20 protein-coding genes are annotated in these 21,135 nt (G+C 67.8%); 7 read left to right on the top strand and 13 right to left on the bottom strand.

Annotated features, from left to right (window positions below; translation table 11 throughout):
• Nucleotides 1-8 precede the first annotated feature (8 nt).
• The 6 genes from rodA to ACFOJE_RS16110 are packed head-to-tail and all read right to left on the bottom strand — an operon-like array spanning nucleotide 9 to nucleotide 5,836.
• Nucleotides 9-1,154, bottom strand: a complete 1,146-nt coding sequence (gene rodA / locus ACFOJE_RS16135) for a rod shape-determining protein RodA (RefSeq protein WP_377815568.1) — start codon at nucleotides 1,152-1,154, stop codon at nucleotides 9-11.
• The gene (gene mrdA / locus ACFOJE_RS16130; RefSeq protein ID WP_377815567.1) at nucleotides 1,144-3,063 is read right to left on the bottom strand and encodes a penicillin-binding protein 2; all 1,920 of its coding nucleotides are present in this window, start codon (nucleotides 3,061-3,063) and stop codon (nucleotides 1,144-1,146) included. The genes rodA and mrdA overlap by 11 nt, the downstream gene beginning before the upstream one ends.
• Nucleotides 3,064-3,077: 14 nt before the next feature.
• Nucleotides 3,078-3,545, bottom strand: a complete 468-nt coding sequence (gene rlmH / locus ACFOJE_RS16125; protein WP_377815565.1) for a 23S rRNA (pseudouridine(1915)-N(3))-methyltransferase RlmH — start codon at nucleotides 3,543-3,545, stop codon at nucleotides 3,078-3,080.
• A 7-nt stretch (nucleotides 3,546-3,552) separates the two neighbouring features.
• A complete protein-coding gene (gene rsfS / locus ACFOJE_RS16120) occupies nucleotides 3,553-3,906 on the bottom strand; it encodes a ribosome silencing factor (RefSeq protein ID WP_377815563.1) in 354 nt (117 codons plus the stop codon).
• A 20-nt stretch (nucleotides 3,907-3,926) separates the two neighbouring features.
• A complete protein-coding gene (gene nadD, locus ACFOJE_RS16115; RefSeq protein WP_377815561.1) occupies nucleotides 3,927-4,571 on the bottom strand; it encodes a nicotinate-nucleotide adenylyltransferase in 645 nt (214 codons plus the stop codon).
• Nucleotides 4,571-5,836 carry a glutamate-5-semialdehyde dehydrogenase gene (locus ACFOJE_RS16110; protein WP_377815560.1) on the bottom strand — a complete coding sequence of 422 codons (1,266 nt, stop codon included), beginning with the start codon at nucleotides 5,834-5,836 and terminating at the stop codon, nucleotides 4,571-4,573. The genes nadD and ACFOJE_RS16110 overlap by 1 nt, the downstream gene beginning before the upstream one ends.
• Before the next feature lie 173 nt (nucleotides 5,837-6,009).
• On the opposite strand from ACFOJE_RS16110, the gene ACFOJE_RS16105 reads away from it, so the two are divergent.
• On the top strand, nucleotides 6,010-7,326 hold the full coding sequence (locus ACFOJE_RS16105; RefSeq protein ID WP_377815558.1) for a bifunctional DedA family/phosphatase PAP2 family protein: 1,317 nt from the start codon (nucleotides 6,010-6,012) through the stop codon (nucleotides 7,324-7,326).
• 18 nt (nucleotides 7,327-7,344) lie between these two features.
• Here the strand turns inward: ACFOJE_RS16105 and ACFOJE_RS16100 are convergent, their stop codons facing one another.
• Both ACFOJE_RS16100 and ACFOJE_RS16095 read right to left on the bottom strand, forming a co-directional pair.
• Nucleotides 7,345-7,968 (bottom strand): response regulator transcription factor, encoded by a 624-nt coding sequence (locus ACFOJE_RS16100; RefSeq protein ID WP_377815556.1) that lies wholly within the window; start codon nucleotides 7,966-7,968, stop codon nucleotides 7,345-7,347.
• Between the two features lie 24 nt (nucleotides 7,969-7,992).
• On the bottom strand, nucleotides 7,993-9,777 hold the full coding sequence (locus ACFOJE_RS16095; protein WP_377815555.1) for a PAS domain S-box protein: 1,785 nt from the start codon (nucleotides 9,775-9,777) through the stop codon (nucleotides 7,993-7,995).
• A 163-nt stretch (nucleotides 9,778-9,940) separates the two neighbouring features.
• On the opposite strand from ACFOJE_RS16095, the gene ACFOJE_RS16090 reads away from it, so the two are divergent.
• The 5 genes from ACFOJE_RS16090 to ACFOJE_RS16070 all read left to right on the top strand — a co-directional run bounded on the left by ACFOJE_RS16090 (nucleotide 9,941) and on the right by ACFOJE_RS16070 (nucleotide 16,471).
• Nucleotides 9,941-11,563 carry an acyl-CoA synthetase gene (locus ACFOJE_RS16090; RefSeq protein ID WP_377815553.1) on the top strand — a complete coding sequence of 541 codons (1,623 nt, stop codon included), beginning with the start codon at nucleotides 9,941-9,943 and terminating at the stop codon, nucleotides 11,561-11,563.
• A gap of 133 nt (nucleotides 11,564-11,696) precedes the next feature.
• A complete protein-coding gene (locus tag ACFOJE_RS16085) occupies nucleotides 11,697-12,023 on the top strand; it encodes a DUF485 domain-containing protein (protein WP_377815552.1) in 327 nt (108 codons plus the stop codon).
• A complete protein-coding gene (locus tag ACFOJE_RS16080; protein ID WP_377815550.1) occupies nucleotides 12,020-13,681 on the top strand; it encodes a cation acetate symporter in 1,662 nt (553 codons plus the stop codon). The genes ACFOJE_RS16085 and ACFOJE_RS16080 overlap by 4 nt, the downstream gene beginning before the upstream one ends.
• A gap of 90 nt (nucleotides 13,682-13,771) precedes the next feature.
• A complete protein-coding gene (locus tag ACFOJE_RS16075) occupies nucleotides 13,772-14,638 on the top strand; it encodes a 3-hydroxybutyryl-CoA dehydrogenase (RefSeq protein WP_377815549.1) in 867 nt (288 codons plus the stop codon).
• A gap of 60 nt (nucleotides 14,639-14,698) precedes the next feature.
• The gene (locus ACFOJE_RS16070) at nucleotides 14,699-16,471 is read left to right on the top strand and encodes an acyl-CoA dehydrogenase C-terminal domain-containing protein (protein WP_377815548.1); all 1,773 of its coding nucleotides are present in this window, start codon (nucleotides 14,699-14,701) and stop codon (nucleotides 16,469-16,471) included.
• 3 nt (nucleotides 16,472-16,474) lie between these two features.
• On the opposite strand, the gene ACFOJE_RS16065 is transcribed toward ACFOJE_RS16070, so the two are convergent.
• Genes ACFOJE_RS16065 through ACFOJE_RS16055 form a run of 3 tightly spaced genes read right to left on the bottom strand, consistent with a single transcriptional unit; the run spans nucleotide 16,475 to nucleotide 18,151 of the window.
• Complete coding sequence (locus ACFOJE_RS16065; protein WP_377815546.1) at nucleotides 16,475-17,065, bottom strand: LON peptidase substrate-binding domain-containing protein; 591 nt, start codon at nucleotides 17,063-17,065, stop codon at nucleotides 16,475-16,477.
• A 10-nt stretch (nucleotides 17,066-17,075) separates the two neighbouring features.
• Complete coding sequence (locus tag ACFOJE_RS16060; RefSeq protein ID WP_377815545.1) at nucleotides 17,076-17,792, bottom strand: LrgB family protein; 717 nt, start codon at nucleotides 17,790-17,792, stop codon at nucleotides 17,076-17,078.
• Nucleotides 17,789-18,151 carry a CidA/LrgA family protein gene (locus ACFOJE_RS16055; protein WP_377815543.1) on the bottom strand — a complete coding sequence of 121 codons (363 nt, stop codon included), beginning with the start codon at nucleotides 18,149-18,151 and terminating at the stop codon, nucleotides 17,789-17,791. The genes ACFOJE_RS16060 and ACFOJE_RS16055 overlap by 4 nt, the downstream gene beginning before the upstream one ends.
• Before the next feature lie 246 nt (nucleotides 18,152-18,397).
• Here ACFOJE_RS16055 and ACFOJE_RS16050 point away from each other — a divergent pair, with 246 nt between their 5' ends.
• The gene (locus ACFOJE_RS16050; protein WP_377815542.1) at nucleotides 18,398-19,039 is read left to right on the top strand and encodes an NAD(P)H-binding protein; all 642 of its coding nucleotides are present in this window, start codon (nucleotides 18,398-18,400) and stop codon (nucleotides 19,037-19,039) included.
• Between the two features lie 27 nt (nucleotides 19,040-19,066).
• Here the strand turns inward: ACFOJE_RS16050 and ACFOJE_RS16045 are convergent, their stop codons facing one another.
• Both ACFOJE_RS16045 and ftsH read right to left on the bottom strand, forming a co-directional pair.
• Nucleotides 19,067-19,255, bottom strand: a complete 189-nt coding sequence (locus tag ACFOJE_RS16045) for an oxidoreductase-like domain-containing protein (RefSeq protein ID WP_377815541.1) — start codon at nucleotides 19,253-19,255, stop codon at nucleotides 19,067-19,069.
• 32 nt (nucleotides 19,256-19,287) lie between these two features.
• On the bottom strand, nucleotides 19,288-21,117 hold the full coding sequence (ftsH, locus tag ACFOJE_RS16040) for an ATP-dependent zinc metalloprotease FtsH (protein ID WP_377816320.1): 1,830 nt from the start codon (nucleotides 21,115-21,117) through the stop codon (nucleotides 19,288-19,290).
• Nucleotides 21,118-21,135: the final 18 nt, after the last annotated feature.

The following is a 21,135-nucleotide window of genomic DNA, read 5'->3' as shown; positions in this document are numbered from 1 at the left end:
TGATCCACTCAAACCTTGGTGATCCACTTGCGATGGGTGTGGATCGACATCAAAACCCCGAACCCTGACATCAGGGTCACAAGCGAAGTTCCACCGTAACTAATAAAAGGCAGGGGCACCCCCACCACCGGCAGCAGACCGCTCACCATGCCGATGTTGATGAACACGTAGACGAAGAAGGTCAGGGTCAGGCCGCCAGCCAGCAGCTTACCGAACAGCGTCTGTGCCTGCACGGTGATCACCAGGCCCCGCGCGATCAGCATCAGGTAGACCATCAGCAGCAGGCAGGCGCCCACCAGCCCGAACTCCTCGGACAGGACCGCAATGATAAAGTCCGTATGGCTTTCCGGCAAAAAATCCAGATGCGACTGGGTGCCGAGCAGCCAGCCCTTGCCGAACACCCCGCCGGAGCCGATGGCCGCCTTCGACTGGATGATGTTCCAGCCGGTTCCCAGAGGGTCGCTTTCCGGATCGAGGAAGGTGTGAATGCGCTGCTTCTGGTACTCGTGCAGGACGAAGTACCACATGCCCACGACGACCGGCACCGCCGCCGCCGCCGCACCTGCGATCCACAGCCAGCGCAGGCCGGCGACGAACAGCACGAAGGCGCCGGAAGCGAGGATCAGCACCGCGGTGCCGAGGTCGGGCTGACGCAGGATCAGCACGCAGGGCACGCCGATCAGCGCCAGGCTCACCAGCGTATGCTTGAAGCTGGGCGGCAGGCTGCTCCGGGAGAGATACCAGGCGATGGTCGCCGGCATGATGATCTTCAGGAATTCCGAAGGCTGGAAGCGAATCACTCCAGGGATGTTGATCCAGCGCGTGGCGCCCATGGCGTTGTGCCCCATCACCTCCACCACCAGCAGCAGCAGGACGCCGCAGACATACCCCAGCGGCACCCAGCGGGCCATGAAGCGCGGCTCGACCTGGGCGATGAGCAGCATGCTGGCCATGCCCAGCCCGAACGAACTGGCCTGCTTGAGCAGCAGGTCAACGTCCTTGCCGCTGGCCGAATAGAGAACGAACAGGCTGCCGCAGGCCAGCAGCAGCAACAGCAGCAGCAGCGGGCCGTCGATGTGCAGGCGCTGCAGCAGGCTGGAGCGGCGGCGCAGCACGTCCTCCCGGGACAGGGTGCGATCGAAGTTACTGTTCATGGACCACCTCCAAGGGTGCGGGCGGCATGAACTCCGGCTTCAGACGGCCATTCTCGCCGAGCAGCCAGGCATCCATCACCTGCTTGACTACCGGTGCGGCGACGCCCGAACCGGACTCGCCGTTCTCGACCATCACCGCCACGGCGATCTTCGGCGCCTCGGCCGGAGCGAAGCCGACGAACAGGGCGTGGTCGCGGTGGCGCTCGTGCAGCTTGCTACGGTCGTACTTCTCACCCTGCCTGATCGCCACCACCTGCGCCGTACCGCTCTTGCCGGCGATGCGGTAGACGGCGGTATCGCCGACCTTGTGCGCGGTACCGCGCGCGCTGTGCATGACCTGCTGCATGTCTGAGCTGACCATGTCCCAGTAGCGCGGGTCCTTCAGACGGATGTCCGAGGGGGTCGGCAGGGCTTCCACCAGCCCCTGGGCGACCAGTTGCTCCGGGGAAAGCTTGTCCGCCCTCAGCAGCAGCCGCGGGCGATGCCATTTGCCCTTGTTCGCGACCAGGGCGGTAGCCTGTGCCAGCTGCAGCGGCGTGGTCAGCATGTAGCCCTGGCCGATGCCGGTGATCAGGGTCTCCCCCGGGAACCAGGCCTGCCGGCGGATGGCGCGTTTCCATTCGCGCGACGGCATGAGCCCTTCGGCTTCGCCGAACATGTCCAGGGAAACCCGCTGCCCGATGCCGAAGTGGCTCAGGTAGCCGTGCAGGCGATCGATGCCCAGCTTGTGGGCCAGATCGTAGAAATAGGTATCGTTGGAGCGGGAGATGGCCGCCTCCATGTTCACCCAGCCGTCGCCGCCGCGGTTCCAGTTGCGGTACTTGTGCTCGACGTTGGGCAGCTGGTAATAGCCCGGATCGAAGACCCGCGAGCTGCGGTCGACCACGCCCGTGTCGAGGCCGGCCAGGGCCACCAGCGGCTTGATGGTCGAGCCCGGCGGGTACAGGCCTCGCAGCACGCGGTTGTACAGCGGGCGGTCGATGGAATCGCGCAGCGCGGCGTAGTCCTTGTAGCCGATCCCGGTCACGAACAGGTTGGGATTGAAGCTCGGCTGGCTGACCATGGCCAGCACCTCGCCGGTCGCCGGATCGATGGCGACCACCGCCCCACGCCGGTCGCCGAGGGCGGCCTCGGCGGCTTTCTGCAGATTCAGGTCGAGGGTCAGGGTGAGATCCTTGCCGGGCACCGGGTCGGTGTGCTTGAGCACCCGCAGGACCCGACCACGGGCGTTGGTCTCGACTTCCTCGTAACCGACCTGGCCGTGCAGCAGATCCTCGTAGAAACGCTCCACGCCGGTCTTGCCGATGTGGTGGGTGCCGGCGTAGTCGACTGGGTCGAGCTTCTTCAGCTCGGCCTCGTTGATCCGCCCGACGTAGCCGACCGAGTGGGCGAAGTGCTCCGCTTCGGGGTAATGGCGGACCAGCTGGGCGTCCACCTCCACCCCGGGCAGGCGGAACTGGTTGACGGCGATCCGCGCGATCTGCTCCTCGCTCAGTTCGAACAGCACGGGGACCGGCTCGAACGGACGACGCCCCTGGCGCACCCGCTTCTCGAACAGGACGCGATCCTCCGGGGTCAGAGCCAGCACCTCGACGATGGTGTCGAGCACCTTGAGCCAGTCACCGGCCCGCTCGCGGGTGATGGTCAGGCTGAAGCTCGGCCGGTTGTCGGCGATGATCACGCCGTTGCGGTCGAAGATCAGTCCGCGGGGCGGCGGCAGCGGCTGCACGTGGATCCGGTTGTTTTCCGCCAGGGTCGAGTGATGCTCGTACTGCACCACCTGCAGGTAATACAGGCGGGCGACCAGTACCAGCGCCAGCAGGAAAATCGCCCCGGCACTGACGACGACCCGCGCCCGGATCAGGCGCGCATCCTTCTCGTGGTCTTTGAGACGAATCGGCTCCGGCATTCAGCTAACCGCAGTCATTTGTGATACGGATGCCCGGACAACAGCGTCCAGGCACGATAGATCTGCTCCCCGATGAGGATTCGCACGAGCGGATGCGGCAGGGTCAGGGGCGACAGCGACCAGCGCTGCTCGCTGCGCGCGCAGACTTCCGGCGCCAGCCCTTCCGGGCCGCCGACCATGAGGTTGACGGTACGCGCATCGAGGCGCCAACGATCCAGCTCGCCGGCCAGCTGCTCGGTGCTCCAGGGCTTGCCCTGCACCTCGAGGGTGACGATGCGCTCGCCCGGTTGCACCTTGGCCAGCATGGCCTCGCCTTCCTGGCGGATCAGGCGGTTCACGTCGGCGTTCTTGCCCCGGGTGTGCAGCGGAATCTCCACCAGGTCGAGGGTCAGCTCGGGCGGCAGACGCTTGGCGTATTCCTGCCAGCCCTCCTCCACCCAGCGCGGCATGCGCGAGCCCACGGCGATCAGACGCAGACGCACGACGGCCTCAGGCTTCGCCGTGCTGGGCGCGGCTCTGCTCTGCGCCTTGCCACAGGCGCTCAAGATCGTAGAACTGGCGGGTGGCGACCTGCATCACGTGCACCACCACGTCGCCCAGGTCGAGCAGGGCCCACTCGCCGCCATCCAGGCCTTCGCTGCCCAGCGGACGCCTGCCCTGCTCCTTGACCTTCTCGATCACGTTCTCGGCCAGGGATTTGACGTGGCGGCCCGAGGTACCGCTGGCGATCACCATGTAGTCGGTGACGCTGGTCTTGCCGCGCACATCGATGACGGTGATGTCTTTGGCTTTCAGATCTTCCAGGGCGGCTACCGCCAGTTGGACCAGTTGTTCGTTCTGCATGTACGACTCTTGATGTGTGTTCAGTTCGACGCCGGGTACAACCCGTGCGCATGGATATAGGCCAGCACCGCATCGGGCACCAGGAAGCGGACCGATCTGCCGCTGGCCAGGCGCTCGCGGATCTGGGTGGCGGACACTTCCAGCGGCGTCTGCCAGACGAAAGCGATGTTGCCTCCCGGCCCGCACAGGGCCTGGGGATTGCCGACGCTGCGCGCCGCCAGCAGGTTGCGCAGGGACTCCGGCGGCTCGCTGCCGATGTCCGGGCGTTGCAGCACCAGGATATGGCAGTGGTCGAGCAGTTCCTCCCAGCGATGCCAGGTCGGCAGGCCGCAGAAGGCATCCCAGCCGAGCACCAGGAACAGCTGGTCGTCCGGCGCCAGCTCGCGGCGCAGCGACTCCAGCGTATCGATAGTGTAGGACGGCCGGTCGCGGCGCAGTTCGCGGTCGTCCACGGTCAGCGGCGGCACCCCGGCCACCGCGCCGCGGACCATCGCCAGGCGGTCCTCGGCCGACACCTGCGGCGTGCCGCGGTGCGGCGGACGGGCGCTGGGGATCAGGCGCAGCTCGTCCAGGGCGAACTGCTCGGCCACCTCGAGGGCGCCGCGCAGATGGCCTATGTGCACCGGATCGAAGGTGCCGCCGAGGATGCCGATTCGTTTCGCCATCAGCTGCGGATGTGCCCGTCGCCGAAGACCACGTACTTCTCGCTGGTCAGCCCTTCCAAGCCGACCGGGCCGCGGGCGTGCAGCTTGTCGGTGGAGATGCCGATCTCCGCGCCCAGGCCGTACTCGAAACCGTCGGCGAAACGGGTCGAAGCGTTGACCATCACCGAGCTGGAGTCCACTTCGGTGAGGAAGCGCCGCGCGTCCGTGAAGCTCTCGGTGATGATGGCATCGGTATGGTGCGAACCATAGTGGTTGATGTGGGCGATGGCCTCGTCCAGCGAATCCACCACGCGCACCGAAAGGATCGGCGCGTTGTATTCGGAGGACCAGTCCGCTTCGCTCGCTTCCAGCGTGCCCGCCCCGAGCAGCGCGCAGCTGCGCGGACAGGCGCGCAGCTCGACGCCCTTGGTCCGGTAGATATCGCCCAGCGGCGGCAGCACGCGGGCGGCGATGTCGGCGTGCACCAGCAGCGTCTCCATGGTGTTGCAGGGGGCGAAGCGCTGGGTCTTGGCGTTGTCGGCGACGCGGATCGCCTTGTCCGGATCGGCCGCGCGGTCGATATAGACGTGGCAGATGCCGTCCAGATGCTTGATCACCGGCACCTTGGCTTCGCGGCTGATCCGCTCGATCAGCCCCTTGCCGCCGCGCGGGACGATCACGTCGACGAACTCCGGCATGCTGATCAGGGCGCCCACGGCGGCGCGGTCGGTGGTTTCCACCACCTGCACGGCGGCCGCCGGCAGGCCGGCCTCGGCCAGGCCCTGCTGGATGCAGCGGGCGATCGCCTGGTTGGAATGGATCGCCTCGGAGCCGCCGCGCAGGATGGTGGCGTTGCCGGACTTCAGGCACAGGCTGGCGGCATCGATGGTCACATTGGGGCGCGACTCGTAGATGATGCCGATCACGCCGAGGGGCACGCGCATCTTGCCGACCTGGATGCCCGAGGGCATGTAGCGCATGTCGCGAATCTCGCCGATCGGATCGGGCAGCCGGGCGACCTGGCGCAGGCCTTCGATCATGTCGTCGATGCGCGCCGGGGTCAGTGCCAGACGGTCGAGCATGGCCTCGTCCAGGCCGTTGTCGCGGCCGTTGGCCAGGTCACGGGCGTTGGCCGCGGCAAGCTCCTCGCCGGCCGCTTCCAGCGCGCCGGCGGCGGCCTCCAGAGCACGGTTCTTCTGCGCGGTGCTGATGCGCGCGAGCACCCGCGAGGCCTCGCGGGCGGCGCGGCCCAGGCGGGTCATGTAGTCGAGCACGGACTCGGTCATGGTCTCGGTCTGAAGTCAGGGAAATCGGTGGATTATAGCGGTGCCTCCGCCTGCCGCCCAGCACAGTTGGGCGAATGGCTTAAGGCTGACACCCGCCTCTTGTTGCTATGATGCGATGCGCCCGAGAATACGGGCTCCCCCTAGAACCACACCCCATCACCAGGAGCGCAGGCATGAGCGCATGGATCGACAGTCTGACCGGATGGCTGACCGCCAACCCCGAATGGCTGGGTCTGACCATATTCCTGCTGGCCTGCGCCGAATGCCTGGCCGTGGTCGGCATCATCATCCCCGGCACCGTGCTGATGTTCGCCGTCGCCGTGATGGCCGGCAGCGGCGCCCTGACCGCCTGGGAGACCCTGCTGCTGGGCTATGCCGGCGGCCTGCTCGGCGATGCGATCTCCTACGCCGTGGGCCGGCGCTTCCACCAGAGCATCCGGCGCCTGCCAGTGCTGCGCCATCATCCGGAATGGATGGTCGGCGCCGAGGCCTACTTCCAGCGCTACGGCACCGTCAGCCTGCTGGTCGGCCGCTACATCGGCCCGCTGCGCCCGATGCTGCCGATGATCGCCGGCATGCTGGACATGCCCTTGCCGCGCTTCATCCTGGTCAGTCTGCTGGCCGCCTCCGGCTGGTCGGTCGCCTACCTGTTGCCGGGCTGGACCACCGGCGCCGCCCTGCGCCTGCCGCTGCCCGAGGGCTTCTGGCGCGAGGCAGCAGTGGTCCTGGTCGCGCTGGCTGTCGTCGTCGGAGTGATCGCCCATTCCAGCCTGCGCCGGCAGCGCTGGACGGTGCCGCTGGCAGCCTGCCTGTGCCTGACCGCGCTCATCGCCCTGCTGCTGGGCTGGATGCATCTGCACGAACTGGACAACGGGCTGATGACCCTGATCCAGCAGCACCGCAACGCCAGCCTTGATCGGGTGATGGAGATGATCACCGTCATCGGCGACTTCCACACCATGCTCTATGCCTCCGTGCTGCTCAGCCTGCTCTTGCTGTTGGCCAAGCAATGGCGCGCCGCCCTGCTCCCGCTCGGCGTCCTCCTCGTCGCAGGCCAGGCCGGCAGCACCCTGAAGCTGCTGTTCTGCCGCATGCGTCCGGAAGTCCTGCTGAATCCCCTTACCAGCTACAGCCTGCCCAGCGGGCACAGCACCTCGGCCTTCGCCTTCTTCCTGGTGCTGGGCATCCTGGCCGGCCGCGAACAACCGCCGCGGATGCGCCTGACCTGGCTGCTGCTGGCCTGCCTGCCGGCGACGGCCGTCGCCCTGTCGCGGGTCTATCTGGGCGTGCACTGGCCCACCGACATCATCGCCGGCGCCCTGCTCGCCGGCGCCGTCTGCGCGGCCATCCTGGCCCTGGCGCAATGGAACAGCCCCCTGACGGCGCTGAACCCGCGGGCCTGGTGGCTGGTCCTCCCGGCCTGCCTGGCCCTGCTCGGCGGCGTGATCCTGTGGAGGCTGCCGCTGGCGCTGGAGATGTATCGATATTGAGCGGCTGTCGGGCCGGCCTCAGCGCAGATTGAGCGGGTCCGCCAACCCGGCCGCGATGCCGATGCCCACCAGATCGGCATGCCGCTCGGCCTGCATGCGCTTCATCACCCGCGCCCGGTAGAGATCGACGGTCTTCACGCTGATCGACAGCCGTTCGGCGATCTCCCGATTGGTGTAGCCCTGCACTAGCGGCTCCAACACATCGCGCTCGCGCGCGGTCAGGCCGGCCAGGCGCTCCTGCAGCTCGCCATGGCGGCGCAGGCTGGAGCGGCGCTCGCCGAGACGGCCGAGGGCCTGCTGCACGCTGTCCAGCAGCAACTGCTCGTTGTAGGGCTTCTCGATGAAATCGTGGGCGCCGGCCTTGAACGCCCGCACCACGATGGGCACGTCGGCATGGGCGCTGACGAAGATCACCGGCAGGTCGATCTGCCGCGCACGCATCGCCTCCTGCACGCCGAGCCCGCCCATCCCGGGCATGCGCACATCCAGCAGAACGCAGGCGTTCAGCTGCGGATCGCAGACCTCCAGGAAGGCTCTGCCGCTGGTGAAGGGCAAGGCCTTGAGGCCCACCGACTCGAGCAGCCAGACGGTCGAATCGAGCATCCCCCGGTCGTCGTCCACCACATAGACCACCTGTTCCATGGAATCCCTCCCGTTGTTGTTCTTCTAGTGGATCGGCAGCAGACAGCGCATGGTCAGTCCGCCGCCCGCGGTATTCACGGCCTCGAGGGAGCCGCCGAAGCCCTCGACGATGCTGCGGCTCATCGACAGGCCCAGCCCCAGTCCTTCCGGCTTGCTGGTGTAGAACGGCGTGAAGACGCGTTCCAGCTCGGCCTCGCCCAGTCCGGGACCGCGGTCGCGCACCTCGATGGCCAGCCGACCGGCGTCGGCCCTGGCCTGCAGTGCGACCGTCGAAGGGCGTCCCGGGTGGGTCTCGCGATTGGCGTCAATGGCATTGCGCAGCAGGTTGAGCAGCACCTGCTCGAGCAGTACCCGGTCGGCCTGCACCGCCGGCAGCGCCTCGGGCAGATCCAGCTCCAGCGCCACCTGGCCGGCGCCGGCCTCCCAGCTGCACAGACTCACCGCTTCGCGCACCACTTCGCCCACGTCGAGCGCCTGCACGCGCCGCTGGCCCTTGCGCAGGAAGGCGCGCAGTCGCTTGATCACCTCCGCCGCATGGTTGGCGTGCTCGGTGATGCGCTCCAGCCCCTGGGCTACCCGCTGGGCGGCCTGCGGCTGGTTGCCGAGGGCCTGAAGATAGCGCTGGCTGGCGCTGGCATAGTTCACCACCGCCGCCAGCGGCTGGTTGATCTCGTGGGCGATGCCCGAGGCCAGCTCGCCGAGAGTGACCAGCCGCGCGGTATGCGCCAGCTCGTCCTGATGGCGGCGCTGCTGCGCCTCGCGCAGCTCGCGCTCGGTCATGTCCCGCGCCACCAGCGAGTAGTAACGCTCGCTGCCGACGCCGGCGTGCACCAGCAGCACCAGGGACACCGGCACCGAAGGGCCGCCCCCCGGCGGCTGCAGGCGCGAGTCGGCACTCCAAACGCCCAGGCGCTCGGCGCAGCTCCAGCCCTCGCGCCGCAGGCGCGCCAGATCGTCGGGGGCGAACAGGCGGGAAAGCTCCGGCATCGGCTCGCCCTCGGCGATACCGAGGCTGCGTCGCGCCGCCGGGTTGAGATAGGTGATATTCCCATGGGAATCGATGAACAACACCAGATCGGTATTGGCTTCCACCACCTCGGCCAGGCGCCGGTTGTTTTCCTCGACCCGCACCCGCGCGGTGATGTCGCGCGAAACGCAGATCACCTCCACCACTTCGCCGGTGTAGGTATCGCGGATCGCCCGGCTGGCAGTCTCGAACCAGAGATGGCGTCCGCTGCGATGGCGGATGCGGCAGGTCATGGTGTGATAGCCGTCATGCTCCAGCGCCTCCCGCGCCGCCTGCAGCCGGACGCGGTCGTGGGGATGCAGCAGCGCCCGCGCCGACTTGCCGCGCAGCCTTTCCGGCCAGCAGCCGAGCAGGCTCCAGGACGCCGGCGAGGCATCTAGGAAACGGCCGTCCGGGGAGTGCCGCGAGATCAGATCGGTGGTGTTCTCGGTGATCACCCGGTACAGCCGCCGCGCCCGGGCCGCCGCTCGCTGCCCCAGCAGCTGGACGGTGGCGTCCCGGCAGCGGGCCAGCACCCGCTCGCCCGGCAGGTCAGGGATGTAGGTCCAGAGCAGGACACGCTCGCCGAACTGCGCCTCGACGCCCTCGATCGCCCGCCGCTGGTCGAGGCAGGCGCGCACCAGATGGAGATGGTTCGACGGCAGGCAGTGCGACAGGGCGGCCTGGGGATCGGCCCCGAGCAGCGTCCGCAGGGCCGGGTTCAGCTCCAGCGGCTGCGCCTTCGCATCCAGCAACAGACCGGGCTGAGGATCATGGGCCAGCAGAACGAGAGGCTGAGTCATGGCGGTGGGTTCCTTCCCATCTAGTAAGACTCCTATAAATCCTTGGTATTAGTTTCACATTTGGCCAGACATTGCTATACAGGTTACTGAAGGGACGAGCAGCTCTCTCCGGAAGTGGGGGCTGAACAAATAAGAGCTAACAATAGCCAGGGACAGGACCACTATGTCGATCTTCGAGCAGGGCCTCGCGCGCTCTACCGTCAATCATGCTCCGCTTTCTCCTCTGAGTTTCATCGAGCGCACCGCCGCCGTCTATCCGCACTACCCCGCCGTGATCCACGGCTCGCTACGCCGCGACTGGGCGGAAACCTATGCCCGCTGCCGGCGCCTGGCCTCCGCGCTGGCCGGACGCGGGGTCGGCAAGGGCGACACCGTCGCGGTGCTGCTGCCGAACATCCCGCCGATGCTCGAAGCCCATTTCGGCGTGCCGATGATCGGCGCGGTGCTCAATACCCTTAACGTGCGGCTGGACGCCGAAGCCATCGCCTTCATGCTGGAGCACGGCGAGGCCCGCGTGCTGATCGCCGACCGCGAGTACCGCGAGGTGGCCCTGGCCGCCGTCGCCCAGCTCGAACACCCGCCGCTGCTGGTAGAGGTCGAGGACCCGGAATACGGCGAAGGCCAGCCCTTCGGCGAACTGGACTACGAGGCCCTGCTCGCCGAGGGCGACCCCGAGTTCGCCTGGGAGTGGCCGGAAGACGAGTGGCAGGCCATCTCCCTGAACTACACCTCCGGCACCACCGGCAATCCCAAGGGCGTGGTCTACCACCATCGCGGCGCCTACCTGAACTCCATGGGCAACCAGATGACCTGGTCCATGGGCCACCATCCGGTCTACCTCTGGACCCTGCCGATGTTCCACTGCAACGGCTGGTGCTACCCCTGGACGGTCACCGCCCTGGCCGGCGTGCACGTGTTCCTGCGCCGGGTCGACCCGCAGAAGATTCTCCACCTGATCCGCGAGCACAAGGTCAGCCACCTGAGCGGCGCCCCCATCGTGCTCAACGCCCTGGTGAACGTGCCGGAAACCGACCGTGCCGCCATCGACCATCCGGTCAACGCCATGGTCGCCGGCGCCGCCCCGCCGGCCAAGGTAATCGGCGCGGTGGAGGCGATGGGCATCAAGGTCACCCACGTCTACGGCCTCACCGAGGTCTACGGCCCGGTCACCGTCTGCGCCTGGCACGAGCACTGGAATGCGCTGCCGCTGGAGGATCAGGCGCGGATCAAGGCCCGCCAGGGCGTGCGCTACCCCACCCTGGAGGGGGTGATGGTGGCCGACCCGCAGACGATGCAGCCGGTGCCCCGCGACGGCGAAACCATCGGCGAGATCTTCATGCGCGGCAACACCGTGATGAAGGGCTACCTGAAGAACCCCTCCGCCACCGCCGAGGCCTTCGAGGGCGGCTGGTTCCATACCGGCGACCTGGGCGTCTGGCATCCGGACGGCTACGTGGAAATCAAGGACCGCCTCAAGGACATCGTCATCTCCGGCGGCGAGAACATCTCCACCATCGAGGTGGAAGGCGTGCTCTACCGCCACCCGGCCGTGCTCGAGGCGGCCGTGGTGGCGCGTCCTGACGAGAAATGGGGGGAAACCCCGTGCGCCTTCATCACCCTCAAGTCCGGTCACGAGCAGACCGGCCAGACCGACATCGTCACCTTCTGCCGCGAGCATCTGGCCGGCTTCAAGGTGCCGAAGACCGTGGTCTTCAGCGAGTTGCCGAAGACCTCGACGGGCAAGGTGCAGAAATACGTCCTGCGCGAGATGGCCAAGGCGCTGTAGCCATCGACCACCGACGGAGCGAGCAGTCGGGCGTCCGGCCCTGCCGGACGCCCTGCACGCGGCTGGCCCCAAGCCGGCCGCGAGAGGTACGGCGACAAGAAAGAACAACAACAATAAAGATCGGGAGCCAGACATGGACCGTCCTGTTTCACATGCCCAGAGTTACGACCAGATCCGCAACAACCCGAAATTCCGCAAGCTGGTGCAGAGCCGCTCGCGCCTGGCGTGGACCCTCAGTGCCCTGGTGTTCGGCGTCTACAGCCTGTTCATGCTGATCGTGGCCTTCGCCCCGCAATGGCTGCACCGGCCGCTCGGCGAGGCCAGCCTGCTGACCACCGGCATTCCGGTCGGCGCGGCGCTGATCGTCTTCTCCTGGCTGCTCACCGGCTGGTACGTGCGCAGCGCCAACACCCGCTTCGACAGCCTCAGCGCCCAGATTATCGAGGAGAGCCAGCCATGAGACCGCTTCGCGCCCTAGGCCTCGCCGGCCTCTGCCTCCCCGCCTGCGCTCTCGCCGCCCCGGTGATCGTCGCGGAAAAACAGCCTCTCAACCTGCATGCCATCGGCATGTTCTTCGTCTTCGTCCTCGGCACCCTGGCGATCACCTGGTGGGCCGCCCGCCAGACCCGCTCCACCGCCGACTTCTACACCGCCGGCGGCGGCATCAGCGGCTTCCAGAACGGCCTGGCGATCGCCGGCGACTACATGTCCGCCGCCACCCTGCTCGGCCTCTCCAGCCTGGTGTTCGCCAAGGGCTACGACGGTTTCATCTACACAGTGGCGTTCTTCGTCGGCTGGCCGCTGATCACCTTCCTGATGGCGGAACGGCTGCGCAATCTCGGCCGCTTCACCTTCGCCGACATCGTCTCCTACCGCCTCGACCAGTCGCGCATCCGCACCTTCGCCGCCTTCGGTTCGCTGACCGTGGTGTGCTGCTACCTGGTGGTACAGATGGTCGGCGCCGGCCAGTTGATCAAGCTGCTGTTCGGCCTCGACTACCCGGTGGCGGTGGTGGTGGTCGGCGTGCTGATGCTGGTCTACGTGATCTTCGGCGGGATGATCGCCACCACCTGGGTGCAGATCATCAAGGCGGTTCTGCTGCTCGCCGGCGGTACCGCCCTGGCGCTGATGGCCATGTCCCGGTTCGGCTTCAGCTACGAGACCCTGGCCGCCCACGCCATCGACAGCCACGCCATCGGCAAGGCGATCATGGGGCCCGGCTCCATGCTCGCCGACCCGCTGAACGCCGCCTCGATGTCCCTCGGCCTGGCCTTCGGCATCGCCGGCCTGCCGCACATCCTGATGCGCTTCTTCACCGTGCCGAACGCCAAGGAAGCCCGCAAGTCGGTGTTCTACGCCACCGGCTTCATCGGCTTCTTCTTCCTGGTGGTGGTCACCCTCGGCTATTCGGCCATCGTCATCGTCGGCACCGACCCGCAGTACTTCGTCGGCGGCGATCTCAAGGGCGCACTGATCGGCGGCGGCAACATGGTCGCCATGCACCTGGCCAAGGCGGTGGGCGGCAACCTGTTCCTCGGCTTCCTCTCCGCCACGGCCTTCGCCACCATCCTCGCCGTGGTCGCCGGCCTGGCCCTGGCCGGCGCCTCGGCGATCTCCCACGACCTCTACGCCACCGTCCTGAAGAAAGGCCGTGTCAGCGAGCGCGAGGAGATGCGCGTGACCCGCATCGCCACCATCGGTCTGGGCCTGGTGGCCATCGGCCTGGGCATCCTGTTCGAGAAGCAGAACGTCGCCTTCCTCGTGGGGCTGACCTTCGGCGTGGCAGCCTCCACCAACTTCCCGGTGCTGATCATGGCCATGTACTGGAGAGACCTGACCACCCGCGGTGCGCTCTGGGGCGGCTGCGCCGGCCTGGTCAGCGCGCTGCTGCTGGTGATCCTCTCGCCGGCGGTGTGGGTGACTGTACTGGGCAACGCCAAGGCGATCTTCCCCTACGATCACCCGGCGCTGTTCTCCATGCCGCTGGCCTTCCTGGTCATCGTCGTGGTGTCCAAGCTCGACCGCAGCGCCCGCGCCGAGCGGGAGCGGGCGGCCTTCGACGACCAGTTCGTCCGGGCCCAGACCGGCCTGGGGGCGGCAGCGGCCAGCGCCCACTGAGGCATACTGAGTCCGGCGTCGGTCGCTGCGAGCGGCCGGCGCCGGCAGAGGTCGAAAGAATCAGTCATGACAGTCAATACGGAAGCAAGCATGAACGACCAGAACCAATCCAACGATCTGCGCATCGCCGTCATCGGCGCCGGCACCATGGGCAATGGCATTGCCCAGGTCTGCGCCCTGGCGGGCCTGTCGGTCACCCTGCTGGACATCTCCGAAAGCGCCCTGCAGCACGGCCTAGCGACGCTCTCCGGCAACCTGGAGCGCCAGGTGAAGAAGGGCACCATCAGCGAGGCCGCGCGCGAGGCCGCCTTGCCGCGCATCCGGACCAGCACCGACTACGACGAGCTGCGCGGCGCCGACCTGGTGATCGAGGCGGCGACCGAGAGCCTCGAACTGAAGCGGAAGATCCTCAAGCAGATCGACGAGCGGGTCGGCGACGAATGCATCATCGCCAGCAACACCTCTTCCCTATCGATCAGCGAGCTGGCCGCCACCGTGAGCCGGCCCGAGCGATTCATCGGCCTGCACTTCTTCAATCCGGTGCCGGTCATGACGCTGGTCGAGGTCATCCGCGGTCTACAGACCAGCGACGCGACCCAGGCCCGGGCCGTCGAGCTGGCCGAGCGGGTCGGCAAGACCGCCATCAGCGTGCGCAACAGCCCCGGCTTCGTGGTCAACCGCATCCTCTGCCCGATGCTCAACGAGGCCATCTTCGCCCTGCAGGAAGGCCTGGCCAGCGCCGCCGACATCGACACCGGCATGCGCCTCGGCTGCAACCACCCGATCGGCCCGCTGGCCCTGGCCGACCTGATCGGCCTGGATACCCTGCTGGCGATCCTCGAAACCTTCTACCGCGACTTCGGCGATCCCAAGTACCGCCCGGCCAGCCTGCTCAAGGAGATGGTCGCCGCCGGCTACCTGGGTCGCAAGAGCGGCCGGGGCTTTCACGTCTACTGAGCAACACGCCGCCCGAGCGGGCAAACCCACCACCCGAAACCGAAGCCCCGGAGGTTCGTCATGGCCGGATACCAAGCTCCCCTGCGCGACATGCGCTTCGTCCTGCACGAGGTCTTCGCCGCCGAGCGACTCTGGTCGCGCCTGCCGGCGCTGGCCGGAACGGTGGATGCCGCCACCGCCGACGCCATCCTCGAGGAAGCGGCCAAGGTCACCGGCGAACTGCTCACCCCGCTCAACCGCAGCGGCGACGAACAGGGCGCCCGCTGGGAAGCCGGCGTCGTGCATACCCCCGACGGCTTCCGCGAGGCCTACGCCACCTATTCCGGCGGCGGCTGGGTGGGCCTCGCCGGCAATCCGGCCTACGGCGGACTGGGCATGCCGAAGATGCTCGCCGTGCAGTTCGAGGAAATGCTCTATGCCGCCAATGCCAGCTTCACCCTGTACTCGGCGCTGACCTCCGGCTGCTGCCTGGCCCTCGACGCCCATGCCGACGAGGCGCTCAAGCGGCTCTACCTGCCGCGCCTGTACAGCGGCGAATGGGCCGGCACCATGTGCCTGACCGAAGCGCAGGCCGGCTCCGACCTAGGCCTCTTGCGTACCCGCGCCGAGCCGCAGGCGGACGGCAGCTACGCCATCAGCGGCAGCAAGATCTTCATCACCGGCGGCGAGCACGATCTGACCGAGAACATCGTGCATCTGGTGCTGGCCCGCCTACCCGACGCGCCGCCCAGCTCCAGGGGCATTTCCCTGTTCCTGGTGCCCAAGCGTCTGGTCGGCCCGGACGGCTCCCTGGGGCCGCACAACGCCCTGTCCTGCGGCGCGCTGGAGCACAAGATGGGGATCAAGGCCTCGGCCACCTGCGTGATGAACTTCGACGGCGCCACCGGCTACCTGATCGGCGAGCCGAACAAGGGCCTGGCCGCGATGTTCACCATGATGAACTACGAGCGCCTGTCCATCGGCATCCAGGGCCTCGGCTGCGCCGAGGCCTCCTACCAGAGCGCCGTGGCCTACGCCCGCGAACGCCGGCAGGGCCGCACTCCGGACGGCGCGCGGCGGGCGGAGCAGGCGACCGTGCCGATCATCGCCCACGCCGACGTGCGCCGCATGCTGCTGACCATGAAGGCGCTGACCGAGGGCGGCCGGGCCTTCTCCACCTACGTCGCGCAGCAGCTGGACCTGGCCAAGTACGCCAACGATACCGACAAACGCCGCCGCGCCCAGGCCCTGGCCGCCCTGCTCACCCCGGTGGCCAAGGCCTTCCTCACCGATACCGGGCTGGAGAGCTGCGTCCATGGCCAGCAGGTGTTCGGCGGCCACGGCTACATCCGCGAATGGGGACAGGAGCAGTTGGTCCGCGACGTGCGCATCGCGCAGATCTACGAGGGCACCAACGGCATCCAAGCCCACGACCTGCTGGAGCGCAAGGTGGTGGCCGACGGCGGCGCCGCGCTGCGGCTGTTCGCCGAGGAGATCCGCGCCTTCGCCGACCGGCCGGGCAACCCCCGGGCCGGCGAGCTGCTGCAGGCCCTGGAGCGGCTGGAAAGCGTCAGCGCCTGGCTGCTCGAACGGGCGGCGCAGGAGCCCGCGCTGATCGGCGCAGCCGCGGTGGATTATCTGCACCTGCTCGGCTACGTGGCCTATGCCTACATGTGGTTGCGCATGGCCGATACGGCGCAGAACCGCCTGGCGGACGACGATGCCTTCTACGGCGCCAAGCTGGCGACCGCGCAGTTCTATTTCGCCAAGCTGCTGCCGCGCATCGCCTCGCTGGAAGCCGCCATCCGCGCCGGCAGCCGGCCGCTGTACGAGCTGACCGACGAGCAGTTCTGACGCTCAGGCCGGCTGGTCGCCCTGCAGGCGCTCGAGCAGGGTCTGGATGTGTTCGAGGCGCCGGGCGTGATCGCCCATGGCCAGCAGTTGCAGCTTCTCTTCCGGGCTGAACGGCAGCAGGTAGCTCAACTGATCGGCCAACACCTGCTGATTCTCCGCCGTGCCACCCATGCCCAGGGCCTTGACCAGCGGATGCGCGGCCAGCGCCTGCAGCAGGGTGGCCAGGTCCGCGTGTTCGGCGGCCAGCGGAGCGGCATGGGCTTCGTGCAGCCAGTCCACCTCGGCCAGCGTCAGTTGGTCGCGCTGCACCTCGGCCCGCTTGACGCGAAAGCGCCGCGCGCCTTCGACGCGGATCTCCAGCACGCCGCCGGACTGCTGTTGCCAGTCTAGGATTAGCGCCTCGCAGCCGATGGCGGAGAAACGGCTGGCGGCCTCGCCGACCTCCTCGCCCTCGAGGATGCAGACCACGCCGAAGGCCGTCCCCTGGCGCAGGCAACGGCTGAGCATGTCCAGGTAGCGTGCCTCGAAGATCTTCAGATCGAGCCGGCACCCGGGAAACAGCACGGTGTTCAATGGAAACAGCGGAAAATCCATATTCGGTCCCTCATGCGATCAGCGTCACGGCCAGCGGCAGAAACACCGCCGTGAACACACCCATCAGGCTCATACCGAGTGCGGCGAAGGCGCCGCACTCCTCGCCCTCCTGCAGCGCCCGCGAAGTGCCCACCGCATGGGAGGTCAGGCCCAGGGCCATGCCCAGCGCAGCCGCATGGCGCACCCCGCAGAGCCGCAACAGGGCGGGGCCGAGCACCGCGCCGAGAATGCCGGTGATGAGCACGAACACCGCCGCCAGCCCGGCCACCCCGCCGAGCTGCTCGGCCACCAGCATGGCGATCGGCGAGGTGACCGATTTCGGCGCCAAGGTCATCAGCATCAGCCGGTCGGTGCCGAACAGCCAGGCCAGCCCGATGCCCAGCGCCGTAGTGAACACCCCGCCGACCAGCAGGGTCGTCACCACCGGCCAGAACAGCTGGCGGATACGCTTCAGGTTCAGGAACAGCGGCACGGCCAGGGCCACCGTAGCCGGCCCGAGGAATACCGTGAGGATCTTCGCGCCGTCGCGGTAGGTCGCGTAGTCCACCCCGCAGGCGAGCAGCACGCCGATCACCAGCAGCATCGACATCAGCACCGGCTGCAGGAACACCCACTTGGTCCGCTCGTAGGCCGCCATCGCCAGCTGGAAGGCACCGAGAGTGATACCGAAGGGGAACAGCGGATGATGCACCAGCGCCTGCCAGGCGCCCTGCCAGTCGAGGCTCATGCATCCTCCCCACGGCGCCCCTGGCGCTCGATCAGGCGCTGCATCAGCCAGCCGACGAAGGCCAGCGACACCAGCAGGGACAGCAGCAACGCCCCGGTGATGGCCCACAGGTCGGCGGCGATGGCACCGACATAGGCCATCACGCCCACCGCCGGCGGCACCAGCAGCAGCGGCAGATAGCGCAGCAGACTGCTGGCGGCTTCCTGCAGCGGCGCGCTCACTTCGCCGCGCCAGATCAGATAGAGCAACAGTAGCAGCAGGCCGATGATCGGCCCCGGCAGCATGTGCAGGAAGAGCACGTTGATCAGCGTGCCGAGCAGTTGGAACAGCACCAGCCAGGTCAGGCCGCGTAATAGCATGAAATTCTCCTTATTCGTTGCCGCCGGCCCGACGATCTTGATCGAGCGGACGACATTATAGGCAGGCCGTTCGGCTTGGCGTCACGCCCGCAGCGGCACGCGCGCCCCCGTATGGGCGGCGCCGTTCGTGCACGGGCAGGCAGTTTCGACCACACTGGGAACATGGCGACAGTGGCGGCACCTCAGCGAACGAGGCGGCGGAACCTCGGTCGCCCTGCTGACCCTCATCCCGAGTAAGGAACGCTTATGCCCATGACGCCTCAGCACATCCTGCTCGCCGGAGCCACGGGACTGGCCGGTGAGCACCTGCTCGACCGTCTGCTCAACGAGCCGGCGGTCACCCGGGTGGTGGCGCCCAGCTCGCGGCCGCTGGCCCACCATCCGCGCCTGGAAAATCCCCAGGGCGACCTGGCGAGCCTCCTGCCGCAGCTGACCGGCCCTATCGACATCGCCTTCTGCTGCCTCGGCAGCACCCGCACGCAGGCCGGCACGCCGGAGGAGTTCCGCGCCGTCGACCACGATCTGGTCCTGGCCTTCGCCCGCCGGGCGCGGGAACTGGCCGCTCGCCATCTGCTGGTGATCAGTACACAGGGCGCCGACCCGAACTCGCCGGAGCTCTACAGCCGCATCAAGGGCACTGTGGAGGAAGCGCTCAAGGCGCAGAACTGGCCGCAGCTGACCATCGCCCGCCCCGCCCAGCTGCTCGGCCCGCGCAGCCAGTTCCGCCTGGTCGACCACCTGACCGATCCCCTGATGCGCTGGACGCCGGGCAAATACCGCGGCATCGATCCCTGCGCCCTGGCCCGCGCCCTGTGGCGCCTGGCCCTGGAGGACTGCGAGGGCGTGCGCATCGTCGAGTCGGACGAGCTGCACCGTTTGGGCAAGTAGCAGGCCGTCCGTCCCTCGCGTTCCGCCCTAGCCGTGGGCCTCCAGCCTCTCCGGGTGGCGGACCTTCCACTCGGCCAGGGCCTTGTCGTACCGCTCACGGTCCAGATAGTACTTCTCCCAGACGCAGGCTTCGCCGCAGCCGCTGTCGCAGCACTCGAACTCATCCGGGGGCGAAGGGCACACCGGAACGGGGTCCAGGTCTTGCCGGTCTTTCATGTCTTTCGAACCTCTCTTGGTAAACGTGTGAATCAGGCTAGCTGCTTGGGCTTCGGCGCCCCGACCATCTCCGCCAGCTCCTCGGCATCCAGGGTCTCCTCCTCCAGGAGACGCTTGGCACAGCGCTCGAGCAGCTCGCGACGCTCGCGAAGCAGGCCAAGGGTCCGCTCGAAGGCCTCCTCGACGATCGCCTGGACCTCCTCGTCGATGGCCGTCGCCGTGGCTTCGCCGTACTCGTGACGGGCCGGCAGGCCATACATCTGCTCGACGCCCAGGTAGCTGTTCTGCTCGCGCTCCAGGGTGACGTGGCCGAGCCGCTTGGACATGCCGTAACGGGTGACCATGGCCCGGGCGATCTCGGTGACCTTGGCCAGATCGTTGGCGGCACCGGTGGAGAGCTGGGAATAGACCAGCCACTCGGCGGCCCGGCCGCCGAGCAGCACCGCCATTTTGTCCTCCAGCTCCTCGCGGGTCATCAGGAAGCGATCTTCGGTCGGCCGCTGGATGGTGTAGCCGAGCGCGCCCATGCCGCGGGGAATGATCGAGACCTTGTGCACCGGATCGACGCCCGGCAGAGCCATGGCCACCAGCGCGTGGCCCATCTCGTGGTGGGCGACCACCTCCCGCTCGCGCGGATTGAGCAGGCGGTTGCGCTTCTCCAGGCCGGCGACGATGCGCTCGATGGCCGCCGTGAAATCCTCCATGGTCACCGCCTCGGCCTTGCGCCGGGTGGCCAGCAGGGCCGCTTCGTTGACCAGGTTGGCCAGGTCGGCGCCGGTGAAGCCGGGGGTCAGCGCGGCGATCTGCTGCGGATCGACGTCAGGCGCCAGGCGCGCCTTCTTCAGATGCACCTCGAGGATCTGCACGCGGCCGATCTTGTCCGGCCGGTCGACCAGCACCTGGCGGTCGAAGCGGCCGGCGCGCAGCAGAGCCGGGTCGAGGATTTCCGGGCGGTTGGTGGCCGCCAGCAGGACCAGCCCGGCGGAGGTGTCGAAGCCGTCCAGCTCCACCAGCAGCTGGTTGAGGGTCTGCTCCTTCTCGTCGTGGCCGCCGCCCAGTGGACCGACGCCGCGGGCACGGCCGAGGGCGTCCAGCTCGTCGATGAAGATGATCGCCGGCGCCTGGGCCCGGGCCTGCTCGAACAGGTCGCGCACCCGCGCCGCGCCGACCCCGACGAACATCTCGACGAACTCGGAGCCGGAAATGGAGAAGAACGGCACCTTCGCTTCGCCGGCCACCGCCCGCGCCAGCAGGGTCTTGCCGGTGCCCGGCGGGCCGACCAGCAACACGCCCTTGGGCATGCGCCCGCCGAGGCGGCCGTGGGTCTCCGGATCGCGGAGGAAATCGACGATCTCCTTCAGCTCGTCCTTGGCCTCGTCGACCCCGGCCACATCGGCGAAGGTCACCTTCATGTCGGTCTCGACGTAGACCTTGGCCTTGCTCTTGCCGATCTGCATCATGCCGCCGCCGAGGCCGCCGCCGATGCGCTTGAGCAGGAACAGCCAGAGGCCGAAGAACATCAGCGCCGGCAGCGTCCAGGAGAGCAGGTCGCGCAGCAGGGTGCTCTCGACCTTGCCCGAATAGCGCACCGGATACTGCTTCAGCTCCTCGGCCAGCTGCGGGTCGATGCGGGTGGTGACGAAGCGGCTCTGGCCGCCGGGCAGCGGCTGCTTGAGCTTGCCCTCGATCTGCCGGTCGGTGACCGCCAACTCGTCGATCCGGCCGTCCTTGAGATACTGCTCGAACTCGCTGTAGGGGATCTGCGCCACCTGCTGTTCGAGGCTCAGCAGGTGCTGGATGAACATGAACCCGAGGATGGCGACGAACCAGTAACTGATATGAAACGGTGCCTGTTGCTTCACGATACCTCCCATGAATTT

The sequence above is a fragment of the Azotobacter bryophylli genome, assembly GCF_042643485.1.
In the GTDB taxonomy this organism is placed as follows: Bacteria; Pseudomonadota; Gammaproteobacteria; order Pseudomonadales; family Pseudomonadaceae; genus Azotobacter; species Azotobacter bryophylli.
Note: the sequence above shows the minus strand (reverse complement) of the source record. Positions and strands in the feature narration are given on the sequence as shown.